The organism is Endobacterium panacihumi, assembly GCF_050847465.1.
GTDB lineage: Bacteria > Pseudomonadota > Alphaproteobacteria > Rhizobiales > Rhizobiaceae > Neorhizobium > Neorhizobium panacihumi.
In genome coordinates, this window is the sequence record NZ_JBOZRA010000005.1 from 195,158 (window position 1) to 220,765 (window position 25,608).

At 60.1% G+C, this 25,608-nt stretch carries 21 protein-coding genes; 18 read left to right on the forward strand and 3 right to left on the reverse strand.

The window, feature by feature from the left end:
- Positions 1-112 precede the first annotated feature (112 nt).
- The 9 genes from mdh to lpdA all read left to right on the forward strand — a co-directional run bounded on the left by mdh (position 113) and on the right by lpdA (position 11,069).
- Positions 113-1,075: a malate dehydrogenase gene (gene mdh, locus ACRQ1B_RS20985; protein ID WP_432295996.1), complete on the forward strand. Its 963-nt coding sequence runs from the start codon at positions 113-115 to the stop codon at positions 1,073-1,075.
- A gap of 35 nt (positions 1,076-1,110) precedes the next feature.
- Positions 1,111-2,304 (forward strand): ADP-forming succinate--CoA ligase subunit beta, encoded by a 1,194-nt coding sequence (gene sucC / locus ACRQ1B_RS20990; protein WP_432295997.1) that lies wholly within the window; start codon positions 1,111-1,113, stop codon positions 2,302-2,304.
- A gap of 17 nt (positions 2,305-2,321) precedes the next feature.
- Entirely contained in the window at positions 2,322-3,227 is a 906-nt protein-coding gene (gene sucD / locus ACRQ1B_RS20995; RefSeq protein WP_432295998.1) for a succinate--CoA ligase subunit alpha, read from the forward strand.
- A gap of 204 nt (positions 3,228-3,431) precedes the next feature.
- The gene (locus ACRQ1B_RS21000) at positions 3,432-6,434 is read left to right on the forward strand and encodes a 2-oxoglutarate dehydrogenase E1 component (RefSeq protein WP_432295999.1); all 3,003 of its coding nucleotides are present in this window, start codon (positions 3,432-3,434) and stop codon (positions 6,432-6,434) included.
- A gap of 61 nt (positions 6,435-6,495) precedes the next feature.
- Positions 6,496-7,734, forward strand: a complete 1,239-nt coding sequence (gene odhB, locus ACRQ1B_RS21005) for a 2-oxoglutarate dehydrogenase complex dihydrolipoyllysine-residue succinyltransferase (protein ID WP_432296000.1) — start codon at positions 6,496-6,498, stop codon at positions 7,732-7,734.
- 29 nt (positions 7,735-7,763) lie between these two features.
- Positions 7,764-8,177, forward strand: coding sequence for an MAPEG family protein (locus ACRQ1B_RS21010; protein ID WP_432296001.1), 414 nt, complete (start codon positions 7,764-7,766; stop codon positions 8,175-8,177).
- 46 nt (positions 8,178-8,223) lie between these two features.
- Positions 8,224-8,976, forward strand: a complete 753-nt coding sequence (locus ACRQ1B_RS21015; protein ID WP_432296002.1) for an SDR family oxidoreductase — start codon at positions 8,224-8,226, stop codon at positions 8,974-8,976.
- A gap of 19 nt (positions 8,977-8,995) precedes the next feature.
- Complete coding sequence (locus ACRQ1B_RS21020) at positions 8,996-9,634, forward strand: LysE family translocator (protein WP_432296003.1); 639 nt, start codon at positions 8,996-8,998, stop codon at positions 9,632-9,634.
- A gap of 28 nt (positions 9,635-9,662) precedes the next feature.
- On the forward strand, positions 9,663-11,069 hold the full coding sequence (gene lpdA, locus ACRQ1B_RS21025; protein ID WP_432296004.1) for a dihydrolipoyl dehydrogenase: 1,407 nt from the start codon (positions 9,663-9,665) through the stop codon (positions 11,067-11,069).
- A 68-nt stretch (positions 11,070-11,137) separates the two neighbouring features.
- On the opposite strand, the gene ACRQ1B_RS21030 is transcribed toward lpdA, so the two are convergent.
- The 3 genes from ACRQ1B_RS21030 to ACRQ1B_RS21040 form a co-directional block, all read right to left on the reverse strand.
- Entirely contained in the window at positions 11,138-13,135 is a 1,998-nt protein-coding gene (locus ACRQ1B_RS21030) for a BCCT family transporter (RefSeq protein WP_432296005.1), read from the reverse strand.
- A 119-nt stretch (positions 13,136-13,254) separates the two neighbouring features.
- Positions 13,255-14,352: a TraB/GumN family protein gene (locus ACRQ1B_RS21035; protein ID WP_432296006.1), complete on the reverse strand. Its 1,098-nt coding sequence runs from the start codon at positions 14,350-14,352 to the stop codon at positions 13,255-13,257.
- Positions 14,353-14,421: 69 nt separating this feature from the next.
- Positions 14,422-15,357: a tyrosine recombinase XerC gene (locus ACRQ1B_RS21040; protein ID WP_432296007.1), complete on the reverse strand. Its 936-nt coding sequence runs from the start codon at positions 15,355-15,357 to the stop codon at positions 14,422-14,424.
- Between the two features lie 133 nt (positions 15,358-15,490).
- Here ACRQ1B_RS21040 and ACRQ1B_RS21045 point away from each other — a divergent pair, with 133 nt between their 5' ends.
- The 9 genes from ACRQ1B_RS21045 (at position 15,491) to ACRQ1B_RS21085 (ending at position 25,570) form a co-directional block, all read left to right on the forward strand.
- Positions 15,491-16,417: a GNAT family N-acetyltransferase gene (locus ACRQ1B_RS21045; protein WP_432296008.1), complete on the forward strand. Its 927-nt coding sequence runs from the start codon at positions 15,491-15,493 to the stop codon at positions 16,415-16,417.
- Positions 16,418-16,460: 43 nt separating this feature from the next.
- Entirely contained in the window at positions 16,461-17,606 is a 1,146-nt protein-coding gene (locus ACRQ1B_RS21050; protein ID WP_432296009.1) for an AAA family ATPase, read from the forward strand.
- Positions 17,607-17,654: 48 nt separating this feature from the next.
- Positions 17,655-19,892, forward strand: a complete 2,238-nt coding sequence (locus ACRQ1B_RS21055; RefSeq protein WP_489753111.1) for a primosomal protein N' — start codon at positions 17,655-17,657, stop codon at positions 19,890-19,892.
- A gap of 59 nt (positions 19,893-19,951) precedes the next feature.
- A complete protein-coding gene (locus ACRQ1B_RS21060) occupies positions 19,952-20,335 on the forward strand; it encodes an AGROH133_08824 family phage infection protein (RefSeq protein WP_432296010.1) in 384 nt (127 codons plus the stop codon).
- A gap of 261 nt (positions 20,336-20,596) precedes the next feature.
- Positions 20,597-21,163: a F0F1 ATP synthase subunit delta gene (locus tag ACRQ1B_RS21065; RefSeq protein WP_432296145.1), complete on the forward strand. Its 567-nt coding sequence runs from the start codon at positions 20,597-20,599 to the stop codon at positions 21,161-21,163.
- Entirely contained in the window at positions 21,163-22,692 is a 1,530-nt protein-coding gene (gene atpA, locus ACRQ1B_RS21070) for a F0F1 ATP synthase subunit alpha (RefSeq protein ID WP_432296011.1), read from the forward strand. Before ACRQ1B_RS21065 ends, atpA begins: the two co-directional genes overlap by 1 nt.
- Positions 22,693-22,722: 30 nt before the next feature.
- Complete coding sequence (locus tag ACRQ1B_RS21075; protein ID WP_432296012.1) at positions 22,723-23,604, forward strand: F0F1 ATP synthase subunit gamma; 882 nt, start codon at positions 22,723-22,725, stop codon at positions 23,602-23,604.
- Between the two features lie 23 nt (positions 23,605-23,627).
- Positions 23,628-25,085, forward strand: a complete 1,458-nt coding sequence (gene atpD, locus ACRQ1B_RS21080; RefSeq protein ID WP_432296013.1) for a F0F1 ATP synthase subunit beta — start codon at positions 23,628-23,630, stop codon at positions 25,083-25,085.
- A 77-nt stretch (positions 25,086-25,162) separates the two neighbouring features.
- Positions 25,163-25,570, forward strand: a complete 408-nt coding sequence (locus ACRQ1B_RS21085; RefSeq protein ID WP_432296014.1) for a F0F1 ATP synthase subunit epsilon — start codon at positions 25,163-25,165, stop codon at positions 25,568-25,570.
- Positions 25,571-25,608: the final 38 nt, after the last annotated feature.

A 25,608-nucleotide genomic window follows, 5' to 3' on the forward strand; every position in this document is an offset into this window, starting at 1 on the left:
ATTGCAGTAATAACCGGTTGCCAATTTGTCGCAGCCGGTTTATGTCCTCTCCCCACATCGGTCGACAACTGTCCGTGCCGGCCATGGATTTGAATGGAGAGGAAGCATCTCGATGGCACGCAAGAAGATTGCACTTATTGGTTCCGGTATGATCGGCGGCACGCTGGCGCATCTCGCCAGCCTGAAAGAACTGGGCGACATCGTCCTGTTCGATATTGCCGACGGCATCCCGCAGGGTAAGGGCCTCGATATCGCCCAGTCCGGCCCGGTCGAAGGCTTTAACGCGAAGCTCACCGGCGCCAGCGACTATGCTGCCATCGAAGGTGCCGACGTCTGCATCGTCACCGCCGGTGTCGCCCGCAAGCCGGGCATGAGCCGCGACGATCTGCTCGGCATCAACCTCAAGGTCATGGAACAGGTCGGCGCCGGCATCAAGAAATATGCCCCGAACGCCTTCGTGATCTGCATCACCAATCCGCTTGATGCCATGGTCTGGGCTCTCCAGAAGTTTTCCGGCCTGCCGAAGAACAAGGTTGTCGGCATGGCCGGTGTTCTCGACTCGGCTCGTTTCCGCCTCTTCCTCTCCGAAGAATTCAACGTTTCCGTTCAGGACGTCACTGCCTTCGTTCTCGGCGGTCATGGCGACACGATGGTGCCGCTTGCCCGTTATTCGACCGTCGGCGGCGTGCCGCTCACCGATCTGGTCAAGATGGGCTGGGTCACTGCCGAGCGTCTCGAAGAAATCATTCAGCGCACCCGTGATGGCGGCGCCGAAATCGTCGGTCTCCTGAAGACCGGTTCGGCCTATTACGCCCCGGCCGCCTCGGCGATCGAGATGGCTGAATCCTACCTCAAGGACAAGAAACGCGTGCTGCCGGCTGCTGCCCATCTGTCGGGCCAGTACGGCGTCAACGACATGTATGTCGGCGTTCCGACGATCATCGGTGCCGGCGGCGTCGAGCGCATCATCGAAGTCGAATTCAACAAGGACGAAGAAGCAGCCTTCCAGAAGTCGGTCGGCGCTGTCGCCGGTCTTTGCGAAGCCTGCATCGCTATCGCGCCGACTCTCAAGTAATCGGCCCGAAATAATTCAAACAGGGACATCGCCCCATGAACATTCATGAATACCAGGCCAAGGCTCTCCTGAAGGGTTTTGGCGCTCCGGTCGCCGAAGGTGTGGCCATCCTCAAGGTCGAGGAAGCCGAAGCTGCTGCCAAGTCGCTTCCCGGCCCGCTCTATGTCGTCAAGAGCCAGATCCACGCTGGCGGTCGCGGCAAGGGCAAGTTCAAGGAACTCGGCCCCGACGCCAAGGGCGGTGTCCGCCTGGCCAAGTCGATCGAGGAAGTCGTGGCGCACGCCAAGGACATGCTCGGCAACACGCTGGTCACCGCCCAGACGGGTGATGCCGGCAAGCAGGTCAACCGTCTCTACATCGAAGACGGTGCGGACATCGAGCGCGAACTGTATTGCTCGCTGCTGGTCGATCGCTCGGTTGGTCAGGTTGCTTTCGTCGTTTCGACCGAAGGCGGCATGGACATCGAAGCTGTTGCCCACGATACGCCTGAGAAGATCCACACGATCGCCATCGACCCGGAAACCGGTGTGACTGCTGACGACGTTGCCAAGATCTCCAAGGCTCTCGAGCTTTCGGGCGCGGCTGCTGAAGATGCCAAGGCCCTGTTCCCGGCGCTCTACAAGGCGTTCGGCGAAAAGGACATGGCGCTCCTCGAGGTCAATCCGCTGATCGTTATGAAGGACGGTCATCTGCGTGTTCTCGACGCAAAAATGTCCTTCGACGGCAATGCGCTCTTCCGCCACGACGACGTCAAGGCGCTGCGCGACGAGACCGAAGAAGACTCCAAGGAAATCGAAGCTTCCAAGTGGGACCTCGCCTACGTTGCCCTCGACGGTAACATTGGCTGCATGGTCAACGGTGCCGGTCTCGCCATGGCGACGATGGACATCATCAAGCTGTACGGCAAAGAGCCGGCTAACTTCTGCGACGTCGGCGGTGGCGCCGGCAAGGAGAAGGTTGCTGCAGCCTTCAAGATCATCACCGCCGACCCGAAGGTTGAGGGCATCCTCGTCAACATCTTTGGCGGCATCATGCGTTGTGACGTCATCGCCGAAGGCGTTGTCGCTGCCGTGCAGGAAGTTGGCCTGAAGGTTCCGCTCGTGGTTCGTCTCGAAGGCACCAATGTCGAGCTCGGCAAGAAGATCCTCAACGAGTCCGGTCTGGCGATTACCGCTGCCGACGATCTCGATGACGCGGCGAAGAAGATCGTCGCGGCGATCAAAGCCTAATTTGAGGAACCTGATACATGTCTATTCTCGTCAATAAAGACACCAAGATCCTCGTTCAGGGCCTGACCGGCAAGACCGGCACGTTCCACACCGAACAGGCGCTCGGCTATTACGGCACCAAGATGGTCGGCGGTATCCACCCGAAAAAGGGTGGGGAAACCTGGTCGTCGGGCGTCGATGGTACGGCACTGCCGATCTTCGCTTCGGTTGCCGAAGCCAAGGAGCGTACCGGCGCCGATGCGACCGTGATCTATGTTCCGCCGGCAGGTGCTGCCGACGCGATCATCGAAGCGATCGAAGCCGAAGTGCCGTTCATCACCTGCATCACCGAGGGTATCCCGGTCATGGACATGGTGCGCGTCAAGGCAAAGCTCGACAAGTCGAAGTCGCGCCTGCTCGGCCCGAACTGCCCGGGCGTCCTGACGCCGGAAGAATGCAAGATCGGCATCATGCCGGGCTCGATCTTCCGCAAGGGTTCGGTCGGTATCGTTTCGCGCTCCGGCACGCTGACCTACGAAGCCGTGTTCCAGACGTCCAACGAAGGCCTCGGCCAGACGACGGCTGTCGGCATCGGCGGCGACCCGGTCAAGGGCACCGAATTCATCGACATGCTGGAAATGTTCCTTGCAGACGACGCCACCCAGTCGATCATCATGATCGGCGAAATCGGTGGTTCGGCTGAAGAAGATGCAGCCCAGTTCCTGATCGACGAAGCCAAGAAGGGCCGCAAGAAGCCGATGGCTGGCTTCATCGCCGGTCGTACGGCTCCGAAGGGCCGCACCATGGGCCATGCCGGCGCTGTCGTTTCCGGCGGCAAGGGCGACGCGGAATCCAAGATCGCTGCCATGGAAGCAGCCGGTATCAAGGTTTCGCCTTCCCCGGCACGCCTCGGCAAGACGCTGGTTGAAGTCCTCAAGGGCTGAGACCACATAGGGACCATCTCCGGCGAGGAAAGCCGGAGTTGGTCTGAAAAATCGGGCAGGCGGCCTTTTCCGCCTCCCGATCCGGCGCTTCAAGGCGCTGCCGTTTCGAACGGCGAATAGAGACAAGACCCAAGCGGCGGCCGGCGCTTTGTTTTCCCGGCCCTCAATTACGTGAGGAGGCGGGCGCGGCGCCCGCGGGACATCATGGCACGGCAAGAAGCCAACGAGCAGTTTCTCATCACTTCCTTCCTCGACGGCGCGAACGCTCCCTATATCGAGCAGCTTCATGCGCGTTACGAGGAAGATCCGAACTCCGTGAACGAGGAGTGGCAGGCCTTCTTCAAGGCGCTGGCCGATAGTTCCGATGACGTCAAGAAGGCGGCCAAGGGCGCCTCCTGGAAGCGCGCCAACTGGCCGCAGGCTGCCAGTGGCGATCTGGTTCATGCGCTCGACGGCAACTGGCCGATCGTGGTCGAAAAGGCCGTCGAGACCAAGGTGAAGGCCAAGGCTGAAGCGGCTGCTGCCGCAACCGGCCAGCCGGCCAACCCGGCAGACGTTCATCAGGCGACCCGCGACAGCGTGCGCGCCATCATGATGATCCGTGCCTACCGCATGCGCGGCCATCTGCATGCCAAGCTCGATCCGCTCGGTATCGCCAGCCCCGTCGATGACTATAACGAACTGTCCCCGACCTCCTACGGCTTCACCGAAGCCGATTATGACCGCAAGATCTTCATCGATAACGTGCTCGGGCTGGAATATGCCACCGTGCGCGAAATGATCGATATTCTCGAGCGCACCTATTGCTCGACCATCGGCGTCGAATTCATGCACATGTCCAACCCGGACGAAAAGGCCTGGATTCAGGAACGGATCGAAGGTCCGGACAAGGGCGTGGATTTTACCCCGGAAGGCAAGAAGGCCATCCTGTCCAAGCTGGTCGAGGCCGAGGGTTTCGAGCAGTTCATCGACGTCAAGTACAAGGGCACTAAGCGTTTTGGTCTTGATGGCGGTGAAGCGCTGATCCCGGCGCTGGAACAGATCATCAAGCGTGGCGGCCAGGAAGGCCTGCAGGAAGTCATCGTCGGCATGGCCCACCGTGGCCGTCTGAACGTTCTGACCAACGTCATGCACAAGCCGCACCGCGCCGTGTTCCACGAGTTCAAGGGCGGTTCGTTCAAGCCCGACGAAGTCGAAGGTTCAGGCGACGTGAAGTACCATCTCGGTGCCTCTTCCGACCGCGAATTCGATGGCAACAAGGTTCACCTGTCGCTGACGGCAAACCCGTCGCACCTTGAAATCGTCAACCCGGTCGTCATGGGCAAGGCCCGCGCCAAGCAGGACATGCTGACCAAGGTCTGGGACAAGGACAACATCATCCCGCTTTCCGAGCGCGCCAAGGTTCTGCCGCTGCTGCTGCACGGCGATGCTGCCTTTGCCGGTCAGGGCGTGGTTGCCGAAATTCTCGGCCTGTCGGGCCTGCGCGGTCACCGTGTTGCCGGCACGATGCACGTCATCATCAACAACCAGATCGGTTTCACCACCAATCCCGGTTTCTCGCGCTCGTCTCCGTATCCGTCTGACGTCGCGAAGATGATCGAAGCGCCGATCTTCCACGTGAACGGCGACGATCCGGAAGCGGTCACCTACGCGGCCAAGATCGCCACCGAATACCGCATGAAGTTCCACAAGCCGGTCGTTGTGGACATGTTCTGCTACCGCCGCTTCGGCCATAACGAAGGCGACGAGCCGTCCTTCACGCAGCCGAAGATGTACAAGGTCATCCGCGCACATCAGTCGGTTTCCGAGATCTATGCTTCGCGCCTGATCTCTGAAGGCGTGATCAGCGACGGCGATTTCCAGAAGATGAAGGCCGATTGGCGCGCGCATCTGGAAACCGAATTCGAGGCCGGTCAGTCCTACAACCCGAACAAGGCCGACTGGCTGGATGGTCAGTGGTCGGGCATGCGTTCGGCCGACAATGCCGACGAACAGCGTCGTGGCAAGACTGCCATGCCGATGAAGAGCCTCAAGGAAATCGGTCGCAAGCTGTCGACCATTCCGGACGGCTTCAACGTTCATCGCACCATCAAGCGCTTCATGGAAAACCGTGCGCAGATGGTGGAGACGGGTGAGGGCATCGACTGGGCGATGGCAGAAGCGCTTGCCTTCGGTTCGCTTGCCGTCGAAGGCACCAAGATTCGTCTATCGGGTCAGGATTGCGAGCGCGGCACGTTCAGCCAGCGTCATTCTGTTCTCTATGATCAGGATAGCGAAGAGCGGTACATCCCGCTCGCCAACCTGCAGGCCGGCCAGGGCAAATACGAAGTCATCAACTCGATGCTTTCGGAAGAAGCCGTTCTCGGTTTCGAATACGGCTATTCGCTGGCCCGCCCGAGCGCGCTGACGCTCTGGGAAGCCCAGTTCGGCGATTTCGCCAACGGTGCGCAGGTCGTGTTCGACCAGTTCATCTCGTCGGGCGAACGCAAGTGGCTCCGCATGTCTGGTCTCGTCTGCCTTCTGCCGCATGGTTATGAAGGTCAGGGTCCGGAACACTCCTCCGCCCGTCTCGAACGCTGGCTGCAGATGTGTGCGGAAGACAACATGCAGGTCGCAAACTGCACGACGCCGTCGAACTATTTCCATATCCTGCGCCGTCAGATGAAGCGCGACTTCCGCAAGCCGCTGATCCTCATGACGCCGAAGTCCTTGCTGCGTCACAAGCGCGCCACCTCGACGCTTGCCGAAATGGCCGGCGAATCGTCCTTCCACCGCCTGCTGTGGGATGATGCCGAGGTGATTAAGGACGGCCCGATCAAGCTCCAGAAGGATGCAAAGATCCGCCGCGTCGTGATGTGCACCGGCAAGGTCTATTACGATCTGCTCGAAGAACGCGAAAAGCGCGGCATCGACGATGTCTACCTTCTGCGCGTCGAACAGCTCTATCCGTTCCCGGCCAAGGCTCTGATCAACGAGCTTTCCCGCTTCCGCCATGCCGAAATGGTCTGGTGCCAGGAAGAGCCGAAGAATATGGGCGCATGGTCGTTCATCGACCCCTATCTGGAATGGGTGCTGGCGCATATCGACGCCAAGTATCAGCGCGTGCGCTATACCGGCCGTCCGGCCGCCGCCTCTCCGGCAACGGGTCTGATGTCGAAGCATCTGCAGCAGCTCGAAGCCTTCCTCGAAGACGCATTGGGCGGCTGATCATTCAGTCTCCCGCCTTTTCGCAAATTCAACGAACACCTGACAAAAACGGAAACAAGTCATGGCCACCGAAATCCGCGTTCCCACCCTCGGCGAATCCGTCAGCGAGGCGACCGTCGGCACCTGGTTCAAGAAGGTCGGCGACACCGTCAAGGCCGATGAGCCGCTGGTCGAACTCGAAACCGACAAGGTCACCGTCGAAGTGCCGGCCCCGGCATCCGGCGTCCTGACCGAGATCGTCGCCCAGAACGGCGAAACCGTTGGCCTCGATGCCCTGCTCGGCCAGATCGCCGAAGGTGCCGCAGGCTCCGCTTCTGCGGCTCCTGCCGCTGCAAAGCCTGCTGAAGCTGCACCCGCTGCCGCACCTGCACCGGCTGCTGCTGCCGCACCTGCTGGTGGCTCTGCCATGCCGGCCGCTCCGGCTGCCGCCAAGGTTGCTGCCGACAACAATATCTCGACCTCGGATATCGATGGTTCCGGCAAGCGTGGCCAGGTTCTTAAGGGCGACGTACTGGCTGCCATTTCCAAGGGCACGTCTGCTCCGGCAGCGCCTGCCGCCGCTTCGGCTGCGCCGCGCCCGGTCTCTTCGGCTGACGACGCTTCGCGCGAAGAACGCGTGAAGATGACGCGCCTGCGCCAGACCATCGCCAAGCGCCTGAAGGATGCTCAGAACACCGCAGCCATGCTGACCACCTATAACGAGGTGGACATGTCGGCTGTTATGGATCTGCGCAACCGCTACAAGGACGTGTTCGAAAAGAAGCATGGCGTGAAACTCGGCTTCATGGGCTTCTTCACCAAGGCCGTCACGCACGCGCTGAAGGAACTGCCGGCCGTCAACGCCGAAATCGACGGCACCGACATCATCTACAAGAACTACTGCCACGTCGGCATGGCTGTCGGCACGGACAAGGGCCTCGTTGTTCCGGTCATCCGTGATGCCGACCAGCGCTCGATCGCCGGCGTCGAAAAGGAACTCGGTCGTCTTGCCAAGGCAGCCCGCGACGGTTCGCTTTCCATGGCCGACATGCAGGGCGGCACGTTCACCATCACCAATGGTGGCGTTTACGGTTCGCTGATGTCCTCGCCGATCCTCAATGCGCCGCAGTCGGGTATTCTCGGCATGCACAAGATCCAGGAGCGTCCGGTCGCCATCGGCGGTCAGGTCGTCATCCGTCCGATGATGTATCTGGCGCTCTCCTACGATCACCGTATCGTTGACGGCAAGGAAGCGGTGACCTTCCTCGTGCGCGTCAAGGAAAGCCTGGAAGATCCGGAACGTCTGGTTCTGGACCTCTGATTATGCCATCCTGATGGGAGGAGACCACGATGGACGCCGCTTCTGCCAATGCCACCACCCTTCTGGTGCTGCTCAGCCTGAGCGTCGTCCTGCTCGTGGTCCATATCCTCCTGCAGGGGAATTTTGCGACCAAGGAACGCGGCCTGCAATGGAATGCCGGGCCGCGTGACGGCGATAACGAGCCGAAGAGCGCACTTGCCGGACGTTCGGCTCGCGCCTCGAAAAATTTTCAGGAAACCTATCCGGCCTTTATCGGCCTGCTGCTGGCGATGATCCTGACCGGCGATCCGTCCGGCCTTGGCCTTATCGGCGGCTGGGTCTGGCTGATTGCGCGTATCGTCTACATTCCGCTTTATCTCGGCGGTATCGCCTATGTGCGCTCGCTGGTCTGGGTGGTCAGCCTGCTTGGGCTGTTGCTGATGATGATCGGGCTGTTCCTGTGACGGCACGGCTGATCACAATTGGAGTGAGCTGCCGGAGTGCGCTGTCATGACTGACAAACCCGTCCTTCTCGTAACCGGCGGCAGCCGTGGCATCGGCGCTGCGATCTGCCTGCTTGCCGCCGCCAAGGGTTGGCGAGTGGCCGTGAACTATGCCGCCAACAAGGCTGCGGCGGACGCGGTCGTCTCCGAGATCGAGGCCGGTGGTGGCGAGGCTTTTGCGATCAGGGGCGATGTCGGCAATGCCACCGATATCGTCGTGATGTTTGAAGCCGTTGACAAACATTTCGGACGGCTGGACGGACTTGCCAACAATGCCGGCATTGTCGATGCGCCGGCGCGGGTGGACGAGATGTCGGTCGAACGCCTCGAGCGGATGATGCGCATCAATGTGACCGGCTCCATCCTCTGCGCCGCCGAAGCCGTGCGCCGCATGTCGACGCGTCACGGCGGCAGGGGCGGTGCGATCGTCAATATTTCGTCGATGGCGGCGATCATCGGCTCTCCTTCGCAATATGTCGACTACGCCGCCTCCAAGGCCGCGATCGACACGTTTACCATCGGTCTTGCCCGCGAAGTCGCGGCTGAAAATGTTCGGGTGAATGCGGTACGGCCGGGCGTCATCGATACCGAGATCCATGCTTCCGGCGGCCTGCCGGACCGGGCGCGCGACATGGCGCCGAGCATCCCGATGCAGCGTGCGGGAACGGCGCAGGAAATTGCCGATGCGGTGCTCTACCTGTTGTCGCCTGAGGCTTCCTATATCACGGGCTCGATCCTCAATGTGAGCGGCGGTCGATGACCCCAATGGCGGTGTGAACATGCAGTACATTCTGGAATTTCTCGGCCTGATGGCCGTCCTCTCCATTTTCATCGTCGTTCCCGGCGCCGACTTTGCCGTCATCTTGCGCCAGAGCATCGTGCATGGCCGACGCGCGGCGATCATGACCGGCCTTGGCATGGGTTTTTCGCTGCTGTTTCACATCAGCTATACCATTTTCGGTCTCGGGCTGATCGTCTCGCAGTCGCTGATGCTGTTTTCCCTGATCAAGTGGGCCGGTGTCGCTTACCTCATCTATCTCGGCATCATGTCTTTTCGCGCGTCCGGCTTTGATGTCGCCGAAATCCAGGTGACGGAAGCGGACCGCAAACCGATCTCGGCGCTGAAATGCCTCGGCATGGGTTTCATCACCAACGCGCTGAATCCGAAACCGGTTCTGTTCTTCCTGTCGCTGTTTTCGACGCTGGTGCATCACGACACGCCGGCACTGATCCAGTTCAGCTACGGCATCGGCATGGCGGCGGCATTGACCGCCTGGTTCGCCGGCGTATCCACCTTTTTCACCGTCAAGGCCGTTCGCGATCGTTTCATCGCCAGCGGCAAATGGTTCAACCGCATTACCGGTGCCGCTCTGGTCGGCTTCGGCTTCCGCCTCGCACTGACCCGTGCCGCGGACTAAACAGACAATCTCAAGAGGAAAAGCAACAATGTCCTATGATGTGATCGTTATCGGTTCCGGCCCCGGTGGTTATGTCTGCGCCATCAAGGCAGCGCAGCTCGGCCTCAAGGTCGCGGTCGTCGAAAAGCGCGCCACCTATGGCGGCACCTGCCTCAATGTCGGCTGCATCCCCTCCAAGGCATTGCTGCACGCTTCGGAAATGTTCCATCACGCAGCCCACGGCATGGATTCGCTCGGCATCGAGGTGTCCGCCCCGGTGCTGAACCTCGAAAAGATGATGGCGCACAAGGATGCCACCATCAAGTCGAACGTCGAAGGCGTGTCCTTCCTGTTCAAGAAGAACAAGATCGACGGCTTTATCGGCACCGGCAAGATCGTTGCCGCCGGCAAGGTTTCCGTCACCGCCGAAGACGGTCAGGTGCAGGAACTTGAGACGAAGAACATCGTCATCGCCACAGGTTCGGACGTTGCCGGCATTCCGGGCGTCAATGTCGAGATCGACGAGAAGGTCATTGTGTCCTCGACCGGCGCACTGGAGCTTTCCAAGGTTCCGCAGAACATGATCGTCGTCGGCGGCGGCGTCATTGGCCTGGAACTCGGTTCGGTCTGGATGCGTCTCGGCGCAAAGGTCACCGTCATCGAATATCTCGACAAGCTGCTCGGCGCGATGGATGCCGACGTGTCGAAACAGTTCCAGCGCATGATTGCCAAGCAGGGCATGGACATCCGCACCGAAGCCAAGGTGACGGCGGTCGAAAAGACCGAAACCGGCGCCAAGGTTACCTATGAGCCGGTTAAGGGCGGTGATGCCGTGACCGTCGAAGCTGACGTCGTGTTGATTTCCACCGGTCGCAAGCCTTACACCGAAGGTCTCGGCCTCGAGGGTGCTGGCGTGGCGCTCGACAACCGTGGCCGCGTCGAAATCGACCACGGCTTCAAGACCAATGTTGCCGGCATTTATGCAATTGGCGACGTCGTGAAGGGTCCGATGTTGGCCCACAAGGCTGAAGACGAGGGTGTGGCGCTTGCTGAAATCCTCGCCGGCCAGCATGGCCATGTGAACTATGATGTCATTCCGGGCGTGGTCTACACCCAGCCGGAAGTCGCTTCCGTCGGCAAGACCGAGGAAGAGCTGAAGGCCGCAGGCATCGCCTACAAGGTCGGCAAGTTCCCGTTCACGGCCAATGGTCGCGCCCGCGCCATGCAGGTTACCGACGGTTTTGTAAAAATCCTGGCTGACAAGGAAACCGACCGCGTTCTCGGCGGCCATATCGTCGGTTTCGGCGCCGGCGAGATGATCCACGAGATCACCGTGCTGATGGAATTCGGCGGCTCGTCGGAAGACCTCGGCCGCACCTGCCACGCGCATCCGACCATGTCGGAAGCTGTGAAGGAAGCGGCACTTTCCACCTTCGCCAAGCCGATCCATATGTGATCGATCGCCAAAACTGAAAAAGGAAAAACCCGGTCTGGAAACAGGCCGGGTTTTTCTTTGGTGGGTATTCAGCTTCTCACGGCATGGAGATACTGGAAGTGCCTGTCATATTGTACGAGCACATCCTGGATCAGTTCTTCGCGCGTGAAGCCCATGACGTCGTAATCCTGTCCGCCATCCGACAGGAACACTTCGGCACGATAGTATTTTCCCGCAGTTTCCCGTTCATCGGGTGTGTCGATGAAGCTGTAGGTCGGCATCGTGTAGGGGCGCGTGCGAATGCCGTAGGAGAACTCTTCCTCACTGCCGGGCGTAACGACCATCGTCACGCGGTAATCGTTGCGCCGAACTTCCACTTCCACGGATTTTTTCCGCAGTTCTTCCGCAACATCTTCCAGCGCCGGGCCAGCGATATCCTGCATGAACCGTTTGATTTCCTCGCGTGTCGGATAGCTGATGATGCCGTGCAGCTGCCGCTGCCAACTGACCGATTTCCGGGGCCGCAGGCTTTGCACCAGAGCATTCTGGCGCACGCCTTCGCGACGCAGACCCTGAAAAAGGCCCCAGCACATCAACAGCATGACGAACGTGAACGGCAGGGCGCCGGCGATCGAGGCCGTTTGCAAGGCATTGAGCCCACCGGTGGCGAGTAGGACGGCTCCGATGACGCCGCCGGTGATGGCCCAGAAAACACGGCGGGCGACTGGGCCATCCTCGCGACCTCCGGACGTCAATGTGTCGATAACGAGAGCAGAGGAGTCCGCACCGGTAACGAAGAAGAACACGATCAGCGCCATGGCGAACCAAGAGACATAAACGCCGGCCGGGAACTGTTCGAGGAAAACGAACAGCGCCAGCGTTACATCCTTGGCAACAGCATCTGAAACGGCCGTGGTCTGGCCGGTCAGGTGCATGGCAAGCGCCGTATCACCGAACACCGTCATCCAGGCGAAGCTGAAGCCTGCCGGCACGAGCAGCACACCGAGGATGAACTGGCGGATGGTGCGGCCGCGGGAAATACGGGCAATGAACATGCCGACAAAGGGTGACCATGCAATCCACCAGCCCCAGTAAAACAACGTCCAGTCTCCGAGCCATTCGGCAGGCTGCTCGTTGGGCGCATAGGCATACATGTAGAACGTCCGCAGGACGAAATTGTCGAGATAGGTGCCGAGGTTCTGCACGAAGGCACGCAGAAGGAAGGTCGTCGGTCCCATGATGAAGACGAAGGCCATCAGGGCGATCGCCATGAACATGTTGAGGTTCGACAGGAATTTGATGCCCTTGTCGAGGCCGGTGGCGACGGAGATCGTGGCCATGCCGGTGATGACGATGATCAGAGGCAACTGTACCCAGAAATCCATCGGCCAGCCGAGAACGTGGGCAAATCCGGCATTGACCTGAAGTACGCCGAGGCCAAGCGACGTGGCGACGCCGAAGAGTGTGCCGATCACGGCAAAGATGTCCACCGCGTTGCCGATGGGTCCATAGATACGGTCGCCAATGATCGGATAGAGCGCCGAGCGCATGGTGAGCGGCAGGCCGTGACGATAGGAAAAATAGGCGAGCGACAGGCCGATAACCGCATAAACCGCCCAGGCATGCAGGCCCCAGTGGAAATAGCTGATTTCCATTGCCGTTCGGGCAGCCTGAATGGTGGCCGCATCCCCGACCGGTGGCTTGGTGAAGTGGTTGACGGGCTCGGCAACGCCAAAGAATACGAGGCCGATGCCCATGCCGGCTGCAAACAGCATGGAAAACCATGCGGGATAACTGAAATCCGGCTCGGAGTGATTGGGGCCGAGCTTGATATTGCCATAGCGCGACGCGCCGAGAAACAGCATCAGCATCAGGAAGATCGCGACCGCGAGCAGATAGATCCAGCCCAGCTCCCGTACGATCCAGCTTTGCACGGCGGCAAATGTCGCCGCAGATGCTTCAGGCGCGATCACGCCGCTCAGGACAAAGAGAAGTGTGATACCGGCCGACCACAGGAATACGGGTTTGTTGACGCCCTCCGTCAAGCCGACTTTGCGAGAGGTCTGTGTCTCGTTTGTTTCTGCCATGTACGCCCCTGACACTATCTGCATGTTGCGTCAGGCATCGTCTTATTAGCCTGATCGCATGAGCGGATATGGAGCCATGCTTTCGTTCGCCAAGAGGCTGTTTAATAACTGACAAATCGTCAGATGGCGGGCGTGACGGTGTAGCCCTGTTTGCGCAGAAGTTCGATCACGCCTTCCTCGCCCGGCAGATGCAGTGCACCGACGGCCAGGAACAGGCCGCCATCTGCGAGAAGCGGCGCTGCCCGTTCCGCCATGATGTGATTACGCTTGGTGACGATCATCTCTTCGAAGGCAGCATAACCTTCGTCTGCATCCTTGGCGTCTTCTTCCGGCGTCAGCGCACGCAGCATCGGCACAGTCAGGCCGATATCACCGGAAAGGTAGAGCTCCGTCATCGTTTCGGTCACATCGTTCATGCGTGAGCCGAGATCCAGCGTTTCCGTCAGCGATTTAAGATGCAGGTCCATGGGCAGGGCGGCCATGGCGGAAAGCTGTTCTGCCATGGTCTCAAGCCCTTTGACCGGCTTGCCGGCAGCGATGGCATCCAGTGCAATCTTCTTGTCGAGGAAAGGGGCGGCATTGGCCTTGCGGGCCAGTTCGCAGGCGGGCAGGGCGATCATGCCGGAAATCATCCAGGGCTTGAAGCTCTGTACGGCTGCCAGTGGAATGTTGCGTTCCTTCAGGGCCGCTTCGAGCTTTGCCACCTGATCTTCCGGCAGCAAGGTCTTGATGGTCTTGCCGTCAATGAACATCAGAAGGTCAGGCTTGGTCATCAGACCGGCCATGGCCTTCTTTTCGTCGAGAATTTCGTCCGATTCGATGGCGATTGCCTTGGCATCCTTTGCCGCGTCAGCCGCGCCCGCCGGCATGGCCAGAACACGCGGATCGGTCACATGCATGGTGCCGAGCAGATAGGAGGGGGCGACTCCCTCCTTTTCGATCTTCCAGAAGATGCCCCTGCCGTTCGGTGTCTTTTCGCCCTCCGCAATCACGGCCGCGTAACGGTCGGGGTCCTGCGTCTTCAACTCGTCCAGCACGTTCTTGCCAGTGCAGACGGGTGCTGCCGCATCCTGCGCATGCGCCGGCGAAAGCGACGCCATGATCGCCATGAATGAAAGGAAGACGACGACATGCAGCGCCGCCAGAAGCCAAAGGGCGATATCGCCGGGCTGATGCGAAGCAGGATGTCTGGACGGGTGCGAGGCGAATCTTGTCATGGCTTCGGTTTACCGCCTTGGTCTCGAAAAGCCCTTAACAGGCGTGGTTAAGCAATGCTTGATCGCCGTTCAGGCGCGAGGATGGGCGCGGTCATAAACGTCCAGCAGGCGGGCGGCATCGACGCCGGTATAGACCTGAGTCGTCGACAGGCTGGCATGGCCGAGCAGTTCCTGAATGGTGCGCAGGTCACCGCCACCGGCCAGAAGATGCGTGGCGAAGGAATGGCGTAGCGCATGCGGCGTTGCGGTTTCCGGCAGGCCGAGGGCGCCGCGCAGCTTCCGCATCTCGCTCTGGATGATCGCTTGCTGCAATTTGCCGCCGCGAGCACCGCGAAACAGCGGTTCGTTGTCGGGCAAGTGATAGGGGCAGAGCTTCCTGTAGTTTTCGACTGCTTCAAGTGCAGCCGGCAGAAGCGGCACGACGCGCATCTTGTTGCCCTTACCGGTGACGCGCAGCGAAGTCGCGCCCGGCGTCAGGTCTGACGGTGTCAGATCGAGCGCTTCGGAAATGCGCAGGCCGCAGGCGTAGAGTAGCGTCAGCACGGCGGCGTCGCGAGCAGCGATCCATGGTGTCTCGTGCAATTGTGCGTCCGACCCAACGACGGTGATTGCCTGTGTGTCCGAAAGCGGTTTCGGCAGTGATTTCGGCTGCTTTGGCGTGCGGATGGCCGAGGCGCCGGCGGCGTTGACCAGCCCCTTGCGCTCCAGATAGCGCAAAAATGAACGCAGGCCCGCCAGATGGCGCCCGAGCGAACGATTGCCGGACCCTTCACGGCGGCGCGCGGCCAGAAAAGCGCGCAGATCCGCCGGGCGGAGCGTATGGATATCGCTCATCCGGGCCGGCTCAGCGAGGTGGCCGGTCAGAAACTTCAGGAATTGGCGGGTGTCGCGCTCATAAGCTTCCAGTGTGTTTTCGGAAAGCCGGCGCTCGTCAGACAGACTTGCGAGCCACTCGCGACGCTTCTCCAGAAGTTCGGGAACCGCAATGATCAGGATTTCGTTCATCACAGGCCTGTTGAATTCGTGTGCCAAAATCCCACATTGCCGATGGTTCCGTTACGAATTCCCTAAAGCCGGCACAATGTCGTTTTGACATCGCGAGGGACTGCGATATACGGCAAGTGGTAATGGAGTTTGTATGGCGCGCCGTGATAATTCGACCGCACTCGGTCACTTTGCTCAAACGATAGCGCTCGTCTCCCAAGGCCGCCCCGGACATATCGTTGATACCCTGATTGCCGAACGCGGCCAGCGCATCGTCAAACATCCGCTGTGGCCGCTGATGCGCCCCTTTCTTTATTCGCTGCTGCGTTATGACCGCGCCATCGGCTTTGCCAATGATGTCGCCACCTTGAGCGGTTTCGAATCCTTCGAATATATGAGCGACCTGCTGCATCTCGATGTGCAGGCGAAACACACGGATCGCATTCCGGCTTCCGACGGTTTCATCCTTGTCAGCAACCACCCGACCGGTATTGCTGATGGCGTCGCCGTCTTCGATCTTTTGAAGCCGAAGCGCCCGGATATCATGGTGTTTGCCAACCGCGATGCCGTGCGCGTCAATCCGCGTTTTGCCGAAACCATCATTCCGGTGGAATGGCGCGAAGAGCACAAAAGCAAGCTGAAGACCCGCGAGACGCTGATCCTGACCAATCAAGCGGTAGAAGCCGGCAAGGTCATGGTTCTTTTCCCGTCCGGCCGCATCGCTTATTGGGAAAACGGCAAGCTCAATGAACGTCCGTGGAAAACGTCTGCTGTCGGCCTTGCCCGCAAATACAATCTGCCGATCCTGCCGATCCACATGACGGCGCGCAATTCCGGTCTGTTCTACTGGTTTGCCAAATGGTCGACCGAGCTGCGTGACATGACTGTTTTCTACGAGTTGCTCAACAAGAAGGGCAACCGTTTTGACATGACGGTTGGTCATCTCATTCCGCCGGAAGCGTTGGATGGTGATATCAACGAGGTGACGCAGGCGCTGGAGCGGCACACCGTGCACAATCTGGCCGCCGATGCGGATGCGCGTTTTGCTTTCGGGGTGGATGACAGTTCGGCTGCGGCCTGAACCTCTCTTCCGTTTTCGTTGTCCGGCGATGTAGGATCAGGTCATGCTGCTGCGATCCATGTTTGCCAAGAACTATAGGTCCCTGCGCTCCATTCATATGGATGTTGCCGGCGTCAACGTGTTCGTCGGCGAAAACGGTGTCGGCAAATCCAATCTCTACCGCGCGCTGCAACTGTTGCAGGCGGCGGTGCGTGGCACTCTGGCGCATGAGATTGCTGCCGAGGGCGGCATGGCCTCCGTGCTGTGGTCCGGCCGGCGCTCACCGACAGACAAGAATTTCCGTATCCGGCTGGAAATCGAGGTGCTGGATGAAGAGCGGGCCATCAGCTTCCGTTACCGCGTCGAGGCGGGCCTGCGCCCGCCCAAGGCCGCTGCCGGTTTTGCCTTCGAGCCACAGATCAAGGCGGAAGAGTTCTGGGTCGATACCGGTTCGCGGTCGGTGACGATGATGAAGCGCGACGGCCCCGGCATCATGGTGCGCGGCGAGCGCGGGCGCATGCAGGAATATCCGGAACAGGGGCTGACATCGGAGACGGCGATCTCGCTGCTCGGAAATGCCGGCCACTATCCCGAGATCGGCACGTTCCGACGTGCTATCGACAACTGGCGGTTCTTTCATGGATTTCGCACCGATCGCGACTCGCCATTGCGTCAGCCTTGTCTTGCCGTCACTTCGCCTCTGCTGGCAGAGGATGGCCGCAACATGGCGGCGGTGTTTGCAACGCTCGTTCATACACGTGGCGACACGGTGGAGCTTGACCGGGCGATTGCCGATGCGCTGGGCGGAGCCGAACTTTCCGTGCCGGCACCGGGCGAATATGCGGAATTCGGTCTGGTCTTCCCGGATTTTCCCTTACGCACATTTCACCCGCGCGAACTGTCCGATGGCCAGATCCGCTTTCTCGGGCTTGCCGCCGCTTTGATGTCCTATCGCCAGCCGCCGCTGATCGCGCTCAACGAACCGGAGGCTAGCCTGCATCCGGATATGCTGGTGCCGCTGGCCGACATGATTGCGCAGGCATCACGATACAGCCAGATCTGGGTCGTTACCCATTCGCAGCAATTGGCGTCTGCCATTCAGGAGCGATGCGGTGTGCGGCCGAAGCGGGTGATCCGTCAGCAAGGTGCCACCTGGATCGAAGGCATGCGGCTGCTGACGGGTGTCATGCAAGATGATGAGGACGAATGATCGGTGGAGGGTTCACTTTTGTTCTCTCTTTCGGCATGGTTGCCGCACATGGGCATAGGTAATTTGGGCACAGATAATTCCAGTCTTTTCGGTTCACTGTTTGAGGCGCCGCCGCTGAAGCGTGTGGTGCCCGTGCTTGTGCCTTTGCCTGTGCCGGTGCCTTACAGTTACGCCGTGCCGGAGGGCATGCATGTCGAGCCCGGTTCCGTAGTGCAGGTGCCGGTCGGTCCGCGTCAACTGATTGGCGTCGTCTGGGATGGCGACAGTCAGGACGGGCTCGATCCGAAAAAGCTGCGACCGATCACGCTGGCGTTCGATTGCCCGCCGCTATCGAAGGAAATGCGTGATTTCGTCGATTGGGTCGCTGCTTATACATTGTCGCCTCCCGGTCTGGTGGCGAGGATGGCGGTCAGGGCTCCGGCCGCGCTTGACCCTGAGCCTATGGTCGAGGCGGTGCGTTATGTCGGAGGTCAGCCAGAGCGTTTGACCCCGGCGCGCGTGCGCGTGCTGGATATCGCGAAGGCTGAGGACATTCCATGGACACGTAGTGGTCTGGCACATGCTGCCGGCGTATCCATGAGCGTGATCGATGGTTTGACGGCGCAGGGTGTTTTTGAAACCGTCTTCCTTCCTCCGCCGCCTGTCGTCGCGAAGCCGGAGCCGGATTATACCGCGCCGCGTATCGAAGGCGTGCAAAAGGAAGCAGCAGCCGAAATCGTCGCCTCTATCCGTGAAGGCGAGTTTTCCGCATCGTTGATCGACGGCGTTACCGGCTCGGGCAAGACGGAAGTCTATTTTGAAGCGATCGCTGAAACGCTGCGACGCGGCAAGCAGGTTCTGATCCTGCTTCCGGAAATCGCGCTGACGCCTGCCTTCCTTGAGCGGTTTCAGGATCGCTTTGGCGCCAAGCCCGGCGAATGGCATTCCGATCTTTCGCCGCGTATGCGCGAAAAAGTGTGGCGCGGTGTGGTGACGGGCGAGGTGCGAGTGGTGGCCGGCGCGCGGTCGGCACTGTTCCTGCCTTTCGAAGAGCTTGGCCTGATCATCGTCGATGAAGAGCACGACCCGGCCTACAAGCAGGAAGACCGCGTCTTTTATAATGCCCGCGACATGGCTGTGGTGCGCGGCCGTATCGGTGATTTTCCGGTCGTGCTGGTATCTGCCACGCCCTCCGTTGAAAGTCAGGTCAACGGTCTTTCCGGCCGTTACAATCTCGTGCAACTGCCGACGCGTTTCGGCGATGCGGCCCTGCCGGACCTGCATCTCATCGACATGCGCCGGCATGCGCCGGAGCGTGGCGGTTTTCTCTCGCCGCTTCTATTGCGGGCGATGAAGCGCACGATCGAGCGCAAGGAACAGGCGCTTCTTTTCCTCAATCGCCGCGGTTATGCGCCGCTGACGCTCTGCCGTGTCTGCGGGCATCGGTTCCAGTGCCCGCAATGTTCCAGCTGGCTGGTGGAGCACCGGTTCAAGAGCCAGCTGCAGTGCCATCAATGCGGGTATCATCAGCACACGCCGGAACATTGCCCGGACTGCGGCACGTTCGATCATCTGGTTGCCTGCGGGCCGGGTGTAGAGCGCATCGCCGAAGAGGTGGAGAAACATTTTCCCGATGCCCGTACCATCGTCATGTCCTCCGACATTCTCGGTGGCGTCAAGCGCATGCGGCTGGAACTGGAGGCGATCGCCAATGGTGAGGCCGATATCGTCATCGGCACGCAGCTCGTCGCCAAAGGCCATAACTTTCCGCTGATGACGCTGGTCGGCATTGTCGATGCGGATCTCGGTCTGGCCAATGGTGATCCGCGCGCCGCCGAGCGTACGTTCCAGCTTTTGAGCCAGGTAACAGGCCGTGCCGGTCGTACCGGCCTGAAGAGCCTTGGCCTGTTGCAGACCTATCAGCCCATGCACCCCGTCATGCAGGCGATCGTATCCGGTGATGCTTCAGCCTTCTATGAGCGTGAAATCAACGAGCGGGAAAAGGCCATTCTGCCGCCATTCGGTCGACTGGCTTCCATCATCATATCCGCCGAAACGCGCGCCGATGCCGAAACGCATGCGCGTGGTCTGCGTGCAGCCGCGCCAAAAGTGACCGGTATCTCTGTGCTCGGTCCTGCCGAAGCGCCTTTGGCTCTTGTGCGTGGCCGCCATCGCTTTCGCCTGCTCGTGCATGGGCGGCGCAATTCCGACATGCAGGCGTTTTTGCGCGTCATGCTGAGTGCCGGGCCAAAGCAGCGTGGTTCCGTTCAAGTCCAGCTCGACGTCGATCCGCAGAGCTTTCTTTAACCATAACCGGTTAGCTGCTACACACTCTCACCTTATGCATGCATGGAGCGGAAGCCCTCATGGAATTCTACTTTCCGACCGAACTGCCCGAACAGATTGCCTTTATCGCCTCCGCGCTTACCGCGCTGATCGGCCTGCTCCTCCTCCTGTCTCCGGCAACGGCGTTGCGGCTTGGCGGCTTTCAGGTCGGGCAGATCACGCCTGAAGGTTATGGCGCCACTCGTTCGACCGGCGGCCTCTATGTCGGCCTGCCGCTCTGCGCTCTCCTGTTCGCGCAGGAATTCTATTATCTCGCCGTCGGTGTCACGCTAGGTTTCGCCGCTCTGGGACGTCTCCTGTCGTTGTTCCTCGATCGCGGTGTCGTTGCGCGTAATCTCGCTTTTCTGGTGGTGCAGCTTCTGCTTGCTGCCGGACCTCTCGGCTATTCCCTCGGGTATTTCTGAGCTGCGGATTTGCTCTGTGACCACGGGTCGCGCTGGCCGGACCTGTTGAAAGCGCTTAAAAACGCGCAAACCCATCGCAGAGAGGGTGATTTGCGGTCCCGCGCGTGTTGCGAGTCCAAACGTCGTATGCTAGACGAACCGCGAATTAAAAAGAACGGCGGGGGGAGGTTCCCTGTTCGTCTCGTGAAAATGAAACGATTTCAGGCGTTTGCTTAGCTCCTCAAAAATGAGTGATGCGCCTGAATGACAATCAGGGAACTTGTGCCCGTGGCTGACACATCCCAGCGTGTTTCCGGCGTTGCCGAACGTTACGCATCCTCGCTCTTCGAGCTGGCTGTCGAGACCAATGCGATCGAACAGATTGCTGGTGATCTTGACCGTTTTCAGGTGATGCTTGACGAAAGTGAAGATCTGCGACGCCTCGTGGCGAGCCCGGTCTTCTCGTCCGAGGAGCAGAAGGCAGCGATCGCTGCTATTGCCGAAAAGGCTGCTTTCGGTCCGGTTGTATCGAACTTTTTGAAAGTCGTTGCCGGTAATCGTCGCCTGTTCGCGCTGCCGGGCATGATCCGTGCATTCCGAGACATTGCTGCGGCTCACCGCGGCGAAGTTGTTGCCGAAGTCACTTCGGCGCATGCGCTCACCGTAGCGCAGGACAAAGAACTTAAGACGGCGCTGAAGGGCGTCACTGGCAAGGATGTCACCATCAATGTGACTGTCGACCCGTCGCTTCTCGGCGGTTTGATCGTCAAGGTTGGTTCGCGCCAGATCGACACTTCCCTTCGCACCAAACTTTCCACCCTTAAGCTTGCACTGAAAGAGGTTGGCTGATGGACATCCGCGCCGCGGAAATTTCCGCAATTCTGAAAGATCAAATCAAGAATTTCGGCCAGGAAGCCGAAGTTTCCGAAGTCGGCCAGGTGCTTTCCGTCGGTGACGGTATTGCCCGCGTCTACGGTCTGGACAACGTTCAGGCCGGCGAAATGGTCGAGTTCCCCGGCGGCGTCCGCGGTATGGCCCTCAACCTCGAAGCCGACAATGTCGGCGTGGTTATCTTCGGTTCCGACCGTGCCATCAAGGAAGGCGACACCGTCAAGCGGACCGGCGCCATCGTTGACGTTCCGGTTGGTCCGGAACTGCTCGGCCGCGTCGTTGACGCGCTCGGCAACCCGATCGACGGCAAGGGCCCGATCAACGCTACGCGCCGTTCGCGCGTTGACGTCAAGGCTCCCGGCATCATTCCGCGCAAGTCGGTTCATGAGCCGATGTCGACCGGCCTCAAGGCTGTCGACGCCCTGATCCCGGTTGGTCGTGGCCAGCGCGAGCTCGTCATCGGCGACCGCCAGACCGGCAAGACCGCCATCATTCTCGACACGATCCTGAACCAGAAGGCCATCCACGACAACGGCCCGGACGGCGAAAAGCTGTTCTGCGTCTACGTTGCTATTGGCCAGAAGCGTTCGACCGTTGCCCAGTTCGTCAAGGTTCTGGAAGAGCGCGGCGCCCTGCAGTACTCGATCATCGTTGCTGCCACGGCTTCCGACCCGGCTCCGATGCAGTACCTCGCACCGTTCGCCGGTTGCGCCATGGGCGAATACTTCCGTGACAATGGCATGCACGCCCTGATCGGTTACGACGACCTTTCCAAGCAGGCTGTTGCCTATCGTCAGATGTCGCTCCTGCTGCGCCGCCCGCCGGGCCGCGAAGCATATCCGGGCGACGTCTTCTACCTGCATTCGCGTCTGCTTGAGCGCGCCGCCAAGATGGGCGACGAAGCCGGCAATGGTTCGCTGACGGCTCTGCCGGTCATCGAAACGCAGGGTAACGACGTTTCTGCCTTCATTCCGACCAACGTGATCTCGATCACCGATGGCCAGATCTTCCTTGAAACCGACCTGTTCTACCAGGGCATTCGTCCGGCCGTTAACGTCGGTCTGTCGGTTTCGCGCGTTGGTTCTGCCGCTCAGATCAAGGCCATGAAGCAGGTTGCCGGTTCGATCAAGGGCGAGCTTGCCCAGTATCGCGAAATGGCCGCCTTCGCCCAGTTCGGTTCCGACCTCGACGCCTCGACCCAGCGCCTGCTGAACCGTGGTGCACGCCTGACGGAACTCCTGAAGCAGCCGCAGTTCTCGCCGCTCAAGACGGAAGAACAGGTTGCCGTGATCTTCGCAGGCGTCAACGGTTACCTCGACAAGGTCGCGGTTTCCGACGTCGGCAAGTTCGAGCAGGGCCTGCTGTCCTACATGCGTGGCGAAGGCAAGCCGGTTCTCGATGCGATCCGCACCGAGAAGCAGGTCTCCGACGACACCAAGGCAAAGCTCAAGGCTGCGCTCGACGCCTACGCCAAGTCTTTCGCCTGAAACCGGAACTAGCCCGAGGACCGATAACGGATGCCTTCACTTAAGGATCTGAAAAACCGGATCGCCTCCGTCAAGGCGACGCAGAAGATCACCAAGGCGATGAAAATGGTCGCCGCGGCAAAGCTGCGTCGCGCCCAGGAGGCTGCCGAAGCCGCACGTCCCTACGCGGAACGCATGGGCAAGGTTCTGGCCAGCCTTTCGGCTGCCAATGCCGGCAACGCGGAAGCACCTCTGCTTCTGTCGGGCACCGGCAAGGACCAGGTTCATCTTCTTGTGGTCGCCACCGGCGAGCGCGGTCTGGCTGGGGGCTTCAACTCCTCCATCATCCGCCTTGCCCGCGACCACGCGCTGAAGCTTCTGTCGGAAGGCAAGACGGTCAAGATCCTGACGGTCGGCCGTAAGGGCAACGACATCCTGCGTCGTTCCTTCCGCGAGAACATCGTCGACTACATCACCTTCCGTGAAGTGAAGCAGCTGAGCTTCGTTCAGGCGGATGAGGTGGCGTCCAAGGTGCTGACCATGTTCAACGCCGGCGAGTTCGATATCGCCACGTTGTTCTATGCACGCTTCCAGTCGGTGATCTCGCAGGTGGCAACTGCCCAGCAGATCATTCCGGCCAAGTTCGAAGAGGTTTCGGCAAGCGACAATGCTTCCGCGGCACTTTACGAATACGAGCCGAGCGAACAGGAAATCCTCGAAGAACTGCTGCCGAAGAACGTGGCCATGCAGATTTTCCGGGCGCTCCTCGAAAACAACGCTTCCTTCTACGGTGCGCAGATGTCCGCAATGGATAACGCGACCCGCAATGCCGGTGATATGATCAACAGGCTGACTTTGTCGTACAACCGTCAGCGTCAGGCACAGATCACCAAGGAACTCATTGAAATTATCTCCGGCGCGGAAGCGCTCTGAAGTCCTTAGAAAGGGTAAGAAACATGGCTAGAGCAGCTACCCTGAAGACCCGCGCCAAGAGCGCGCCTGCCGCTGCCGGCAAGGTCACCCAGGTTATCGGCGCCGTCGTCGACGTATCGTTCGAAGGCGAACTGCCGCCGATCCTGAACGCACTTGAAACCGAGAACAACGGCAACCGCCTCGTTCTCGAAGTTGCGCAGCATCTCGGCGAAAACTCGGTCCGCACGATCGCCATGGACTCGACCGAAGGTCTGGTTCGCGGTCAGCCGGTTTCCGACACCGGTGCACCGATCTCGGTTCCGGTTGGCGACCATACGCTGGGCCGTATCATGAACGTCATCGGCGAGCCCGTCGATGAAGCCGGTCCGCTGGACCGCACCCATCTGCGCGCCATCCACCAGGAAGCGCCTGCCTACGTCGATCAGGCCACTGAAGGCCAGATCCTCGTCACCGGCATCAAGGTCGTCGACCTTCTCGCTCCTTACGCCAAGGGCGGTAAGATCGGCCTGTTCGGCGGCGCTGGCGTTGGCAAGACAGTTCTGATCATGGAACTGATCAACAACGTCGCCAAGGCGCACGGTGGTTACTCGGTTTTCGCCGGCGTGGGTGAACGTACCCGCGAAGGTAACGACCTTTACCACGAAATGATCGAATCGGGCGTGAACAAGCACGGCGGTGGTGAAGGCTCCAAGGCTGCTCTCGTTTACGGCCAGATGAACGAACCGCCGGGCGCTCGCGCTCGCGTCGCACTGACCGGTCTGACCATCGCTGAAGATTTCCGCGACAAGGGCCAGGACGTTCTGTTCTTCGTCGACAACATCTTCCGCTTCACGCAGGCTGGCTCGGAAGTGTCGGCTCTGCTCGGCCGTATTCCTTCGGCCGTTGGTTACCAGCCGACGCTGGCCACCGACATGGGTCAGATGCAGGAACGCATCACCACGACCACGACCGGTTCGATTACCTCGGTTCAGGCCATTTACGTTCCCGCGGACGACTTGACCGACCCGGCACCTGCAACCTCGTTCGCCCACCTGGACGCAACGACCGTTCTGTCGCGTTCGATCGCTGAAAAGGGTATTTACCCGGCCGTTGACCCGCTCGACTCGACCTCGCGCATGCTTGACCCGATGATCGTCGGCGAAGAGCATTACGAAGTCGCCCGTAAGGTTCAGACGACCCTGCAGCGCTACAAGTCGCTCCAGGACATCATCGCCATTCTCGGCATGGACGAACTGTCGGAAGAAGACAAGCTGACGGTTGCCCGCGCCCGCAAGATCGAGCGCTTCCTGTCGCAGCCGTTCTTCGTTGCTGAAGTCTTCACCGGTTCGCCGGGCAAGCTGGTTGCTCTCGAAGACACGATCAAGGGCTTCAAGGGCCTCGTCAACGGCGAGTACGACCACCTGCCGGAAGCTGCCTTCTACATGGTTGGTTCGATGGAAGAAGCCATGGAAAAGGCCAAGAAGCTGCAGGCTGCTGCCTGATCTGATCGATGCCTCGACGGCGCGTGAGAAACGCGCCGTCGGCTCCTGCCTGAAACATCATCTGAAAGTGGACCGTCATGGCCGACACCTTCAATTTTGAACTCGTATCGCCCGAGCGTCTTCTCGTCTCCGAACAGGTGACGGAAGTTGTCATTCCGGCGACCCTCGGCGAGATGACGGTGCTGGTCAATCACGCACCGACGATGACGACCATCAAGCCGGGCGTGGTTTCCGTGAAGCTCGCTTCGGGCCAGGTCGAAAAATACGCCGTTCTCGGCGGTTTTGCCGATATCCTTCCGACCGGCTGCACGCTGCTCGCCGAAGCCGCATTGCCGCTTCAGGCGCTGACGCGCGAAAAGCTGCAAGCTCGCATCGAGCATGCGCAGAAGGAACTCGATAATGTCGACAGCGACGAGCACAAGACCAAGCTCGAGCAGTTCCTGGTGGACCTGACGCATCTCAACAACACGGTTGCCGCCAGCTAAAGCTGACAGCAATTCCAATGATCGGGGCGGCCTTCGGG

Bases quoted from the DNA above. Each gene is read 5' to 3' on its own strand.
- mdh (WP_432295996.1), top strand. From the start codon at position 113: ATGGCACGCAAGAAGATTGCACTTATTGGTTCCGGTATGATCGGCGGC.
- sucC (WP_432295997.1), top strand. From the start codon at position 1,111: ATGAACATTCATGAATACCAGGCCAAGGCTCTCCTGAAGGGTTTTGGC.
- sucD (WP_432295998.1), top strand. From the start codon at position 2,322: ATGTCTATTCTCGTCAATAAAGACACCAAGATCCTCGTTCAGGGCCTG.
- ACRQ1B_RS21000 (WP_432295999.1), top strand. From the start codon at position 3,432: ATGGCACGGCAAGAAGCCAACGAGCAGTTTCTCATCACTTCCTTCCTC.
- odhB (WP_432296000.1), top strand. From the start codon at position 6,496: ATGGCCACCGAAATCCGCGTTCCCACCCTCGGCGAATCCGTCAGCGAG.
- ACRQ1B_RS21010 (WP_432296001.1), top strand. From the start codon at position 7,764: ATGGACGCCGCTTCTGCCAATGCCACCACCCTTCTGGTGCTGCTCAGC.
- ACRQ1B_RS21015 (WP_432296002.1), top strand. From the start codon at position 8,224: ATGACTGACAAACCCGTCCTTCTCGTAACCGGCGGCAGCCGTGGCATC.
- ACRQ1B_RS21020 (WP_432296003.1), top strand. From the start codon at position 8,996: ATGCAGTACATTCTGGAATTTCTCGGCCTGATGGCCGTCCTCTCCATT.
- lpdA (WP_432296004.1), top strand. From the start codon at position 9,663: ATGTCCTATGATGTGATCGTTATCGGTTCCGGCCCCGGTGGTTATGTC.
- ACRQ1B_RS21030 (WP_432296005.1), bottom strand. From the start codon at position 13,135: ATGGCAGAAACAAACGAGACACAGACCTCTCGCAAAGTCGGCTTGACG.
- ACRQ1B_RS21035 (WP_432296006.1), bottom strand. From the start codon at position 14,352: ATGACAAGATTCGCCTCGCACCCGTCCAGACATCCTGCTTCGCATCAG.
- ACRQ1B_RS21040 (WP_432296007.1), bottom strand. From the start codon at position 15,357: ATGAACGAAATCCTGATCATTGCGGTTCCCGAACTTCTGGAGAAGCGT.
- ACRQ1B_RS21045 (WP_432296008.1), top strand. From the start codon at position 15,491: ATGGCGCGCCGTGATAATTCGACCGCACTCGGTCACTTTGCTCAAACG.
- ACRQ1B_RS21050 (WP_432296009.1), top strand. From the start codon at position 16,461: ATGCTGCTGCGATCCATGTTTGCCAAGAACTATAGGTCCCTGCGCTCC.
- ACRQ1B_RS21055 (WP_489753111.1), top strand. From the start codon at position 17,655: ATGGGCATAGGTAATTTGGGCACAGATAATTCCAGTCTTTTCGGTTCA.
- ACRQ1B_RS21060 (WP_432296010.1), top strand. From the start codon at position 19,952: ATGGAATTCTACTTTCCGACCGAACTGCCCGAACAGATTGCCTTTATC.
- atpA (WP_432296011.1), top strand. From the start codon at position 21,163: ATGGACATCCGCGCCGCGGAAATTTCCGCAATTCTGAAAGATCAAATC.
- ACRQ1B_RS21075 (WP_432296012.1), top strand. From the start codon at position 22,723: ATGCCTTCACTTAAGGATCTGAAAAACCGGATCGCCTCCGTCAAGGCG.
- atpD (WP_432296013.1), top strand. From the start codon at position 23,628: ATGGCTAGAGCAGCTACCCTGAAGACCCGCGCCAAGAGCGCGCCTGCC.
- ACRQ1B_RS21085 (WP_432296014.1), top strand. From the start codon at position 25,163: ATGGCCGACACCTTCAATTTTGAACTCGTATCGCCCGAGCGTCTTCTC.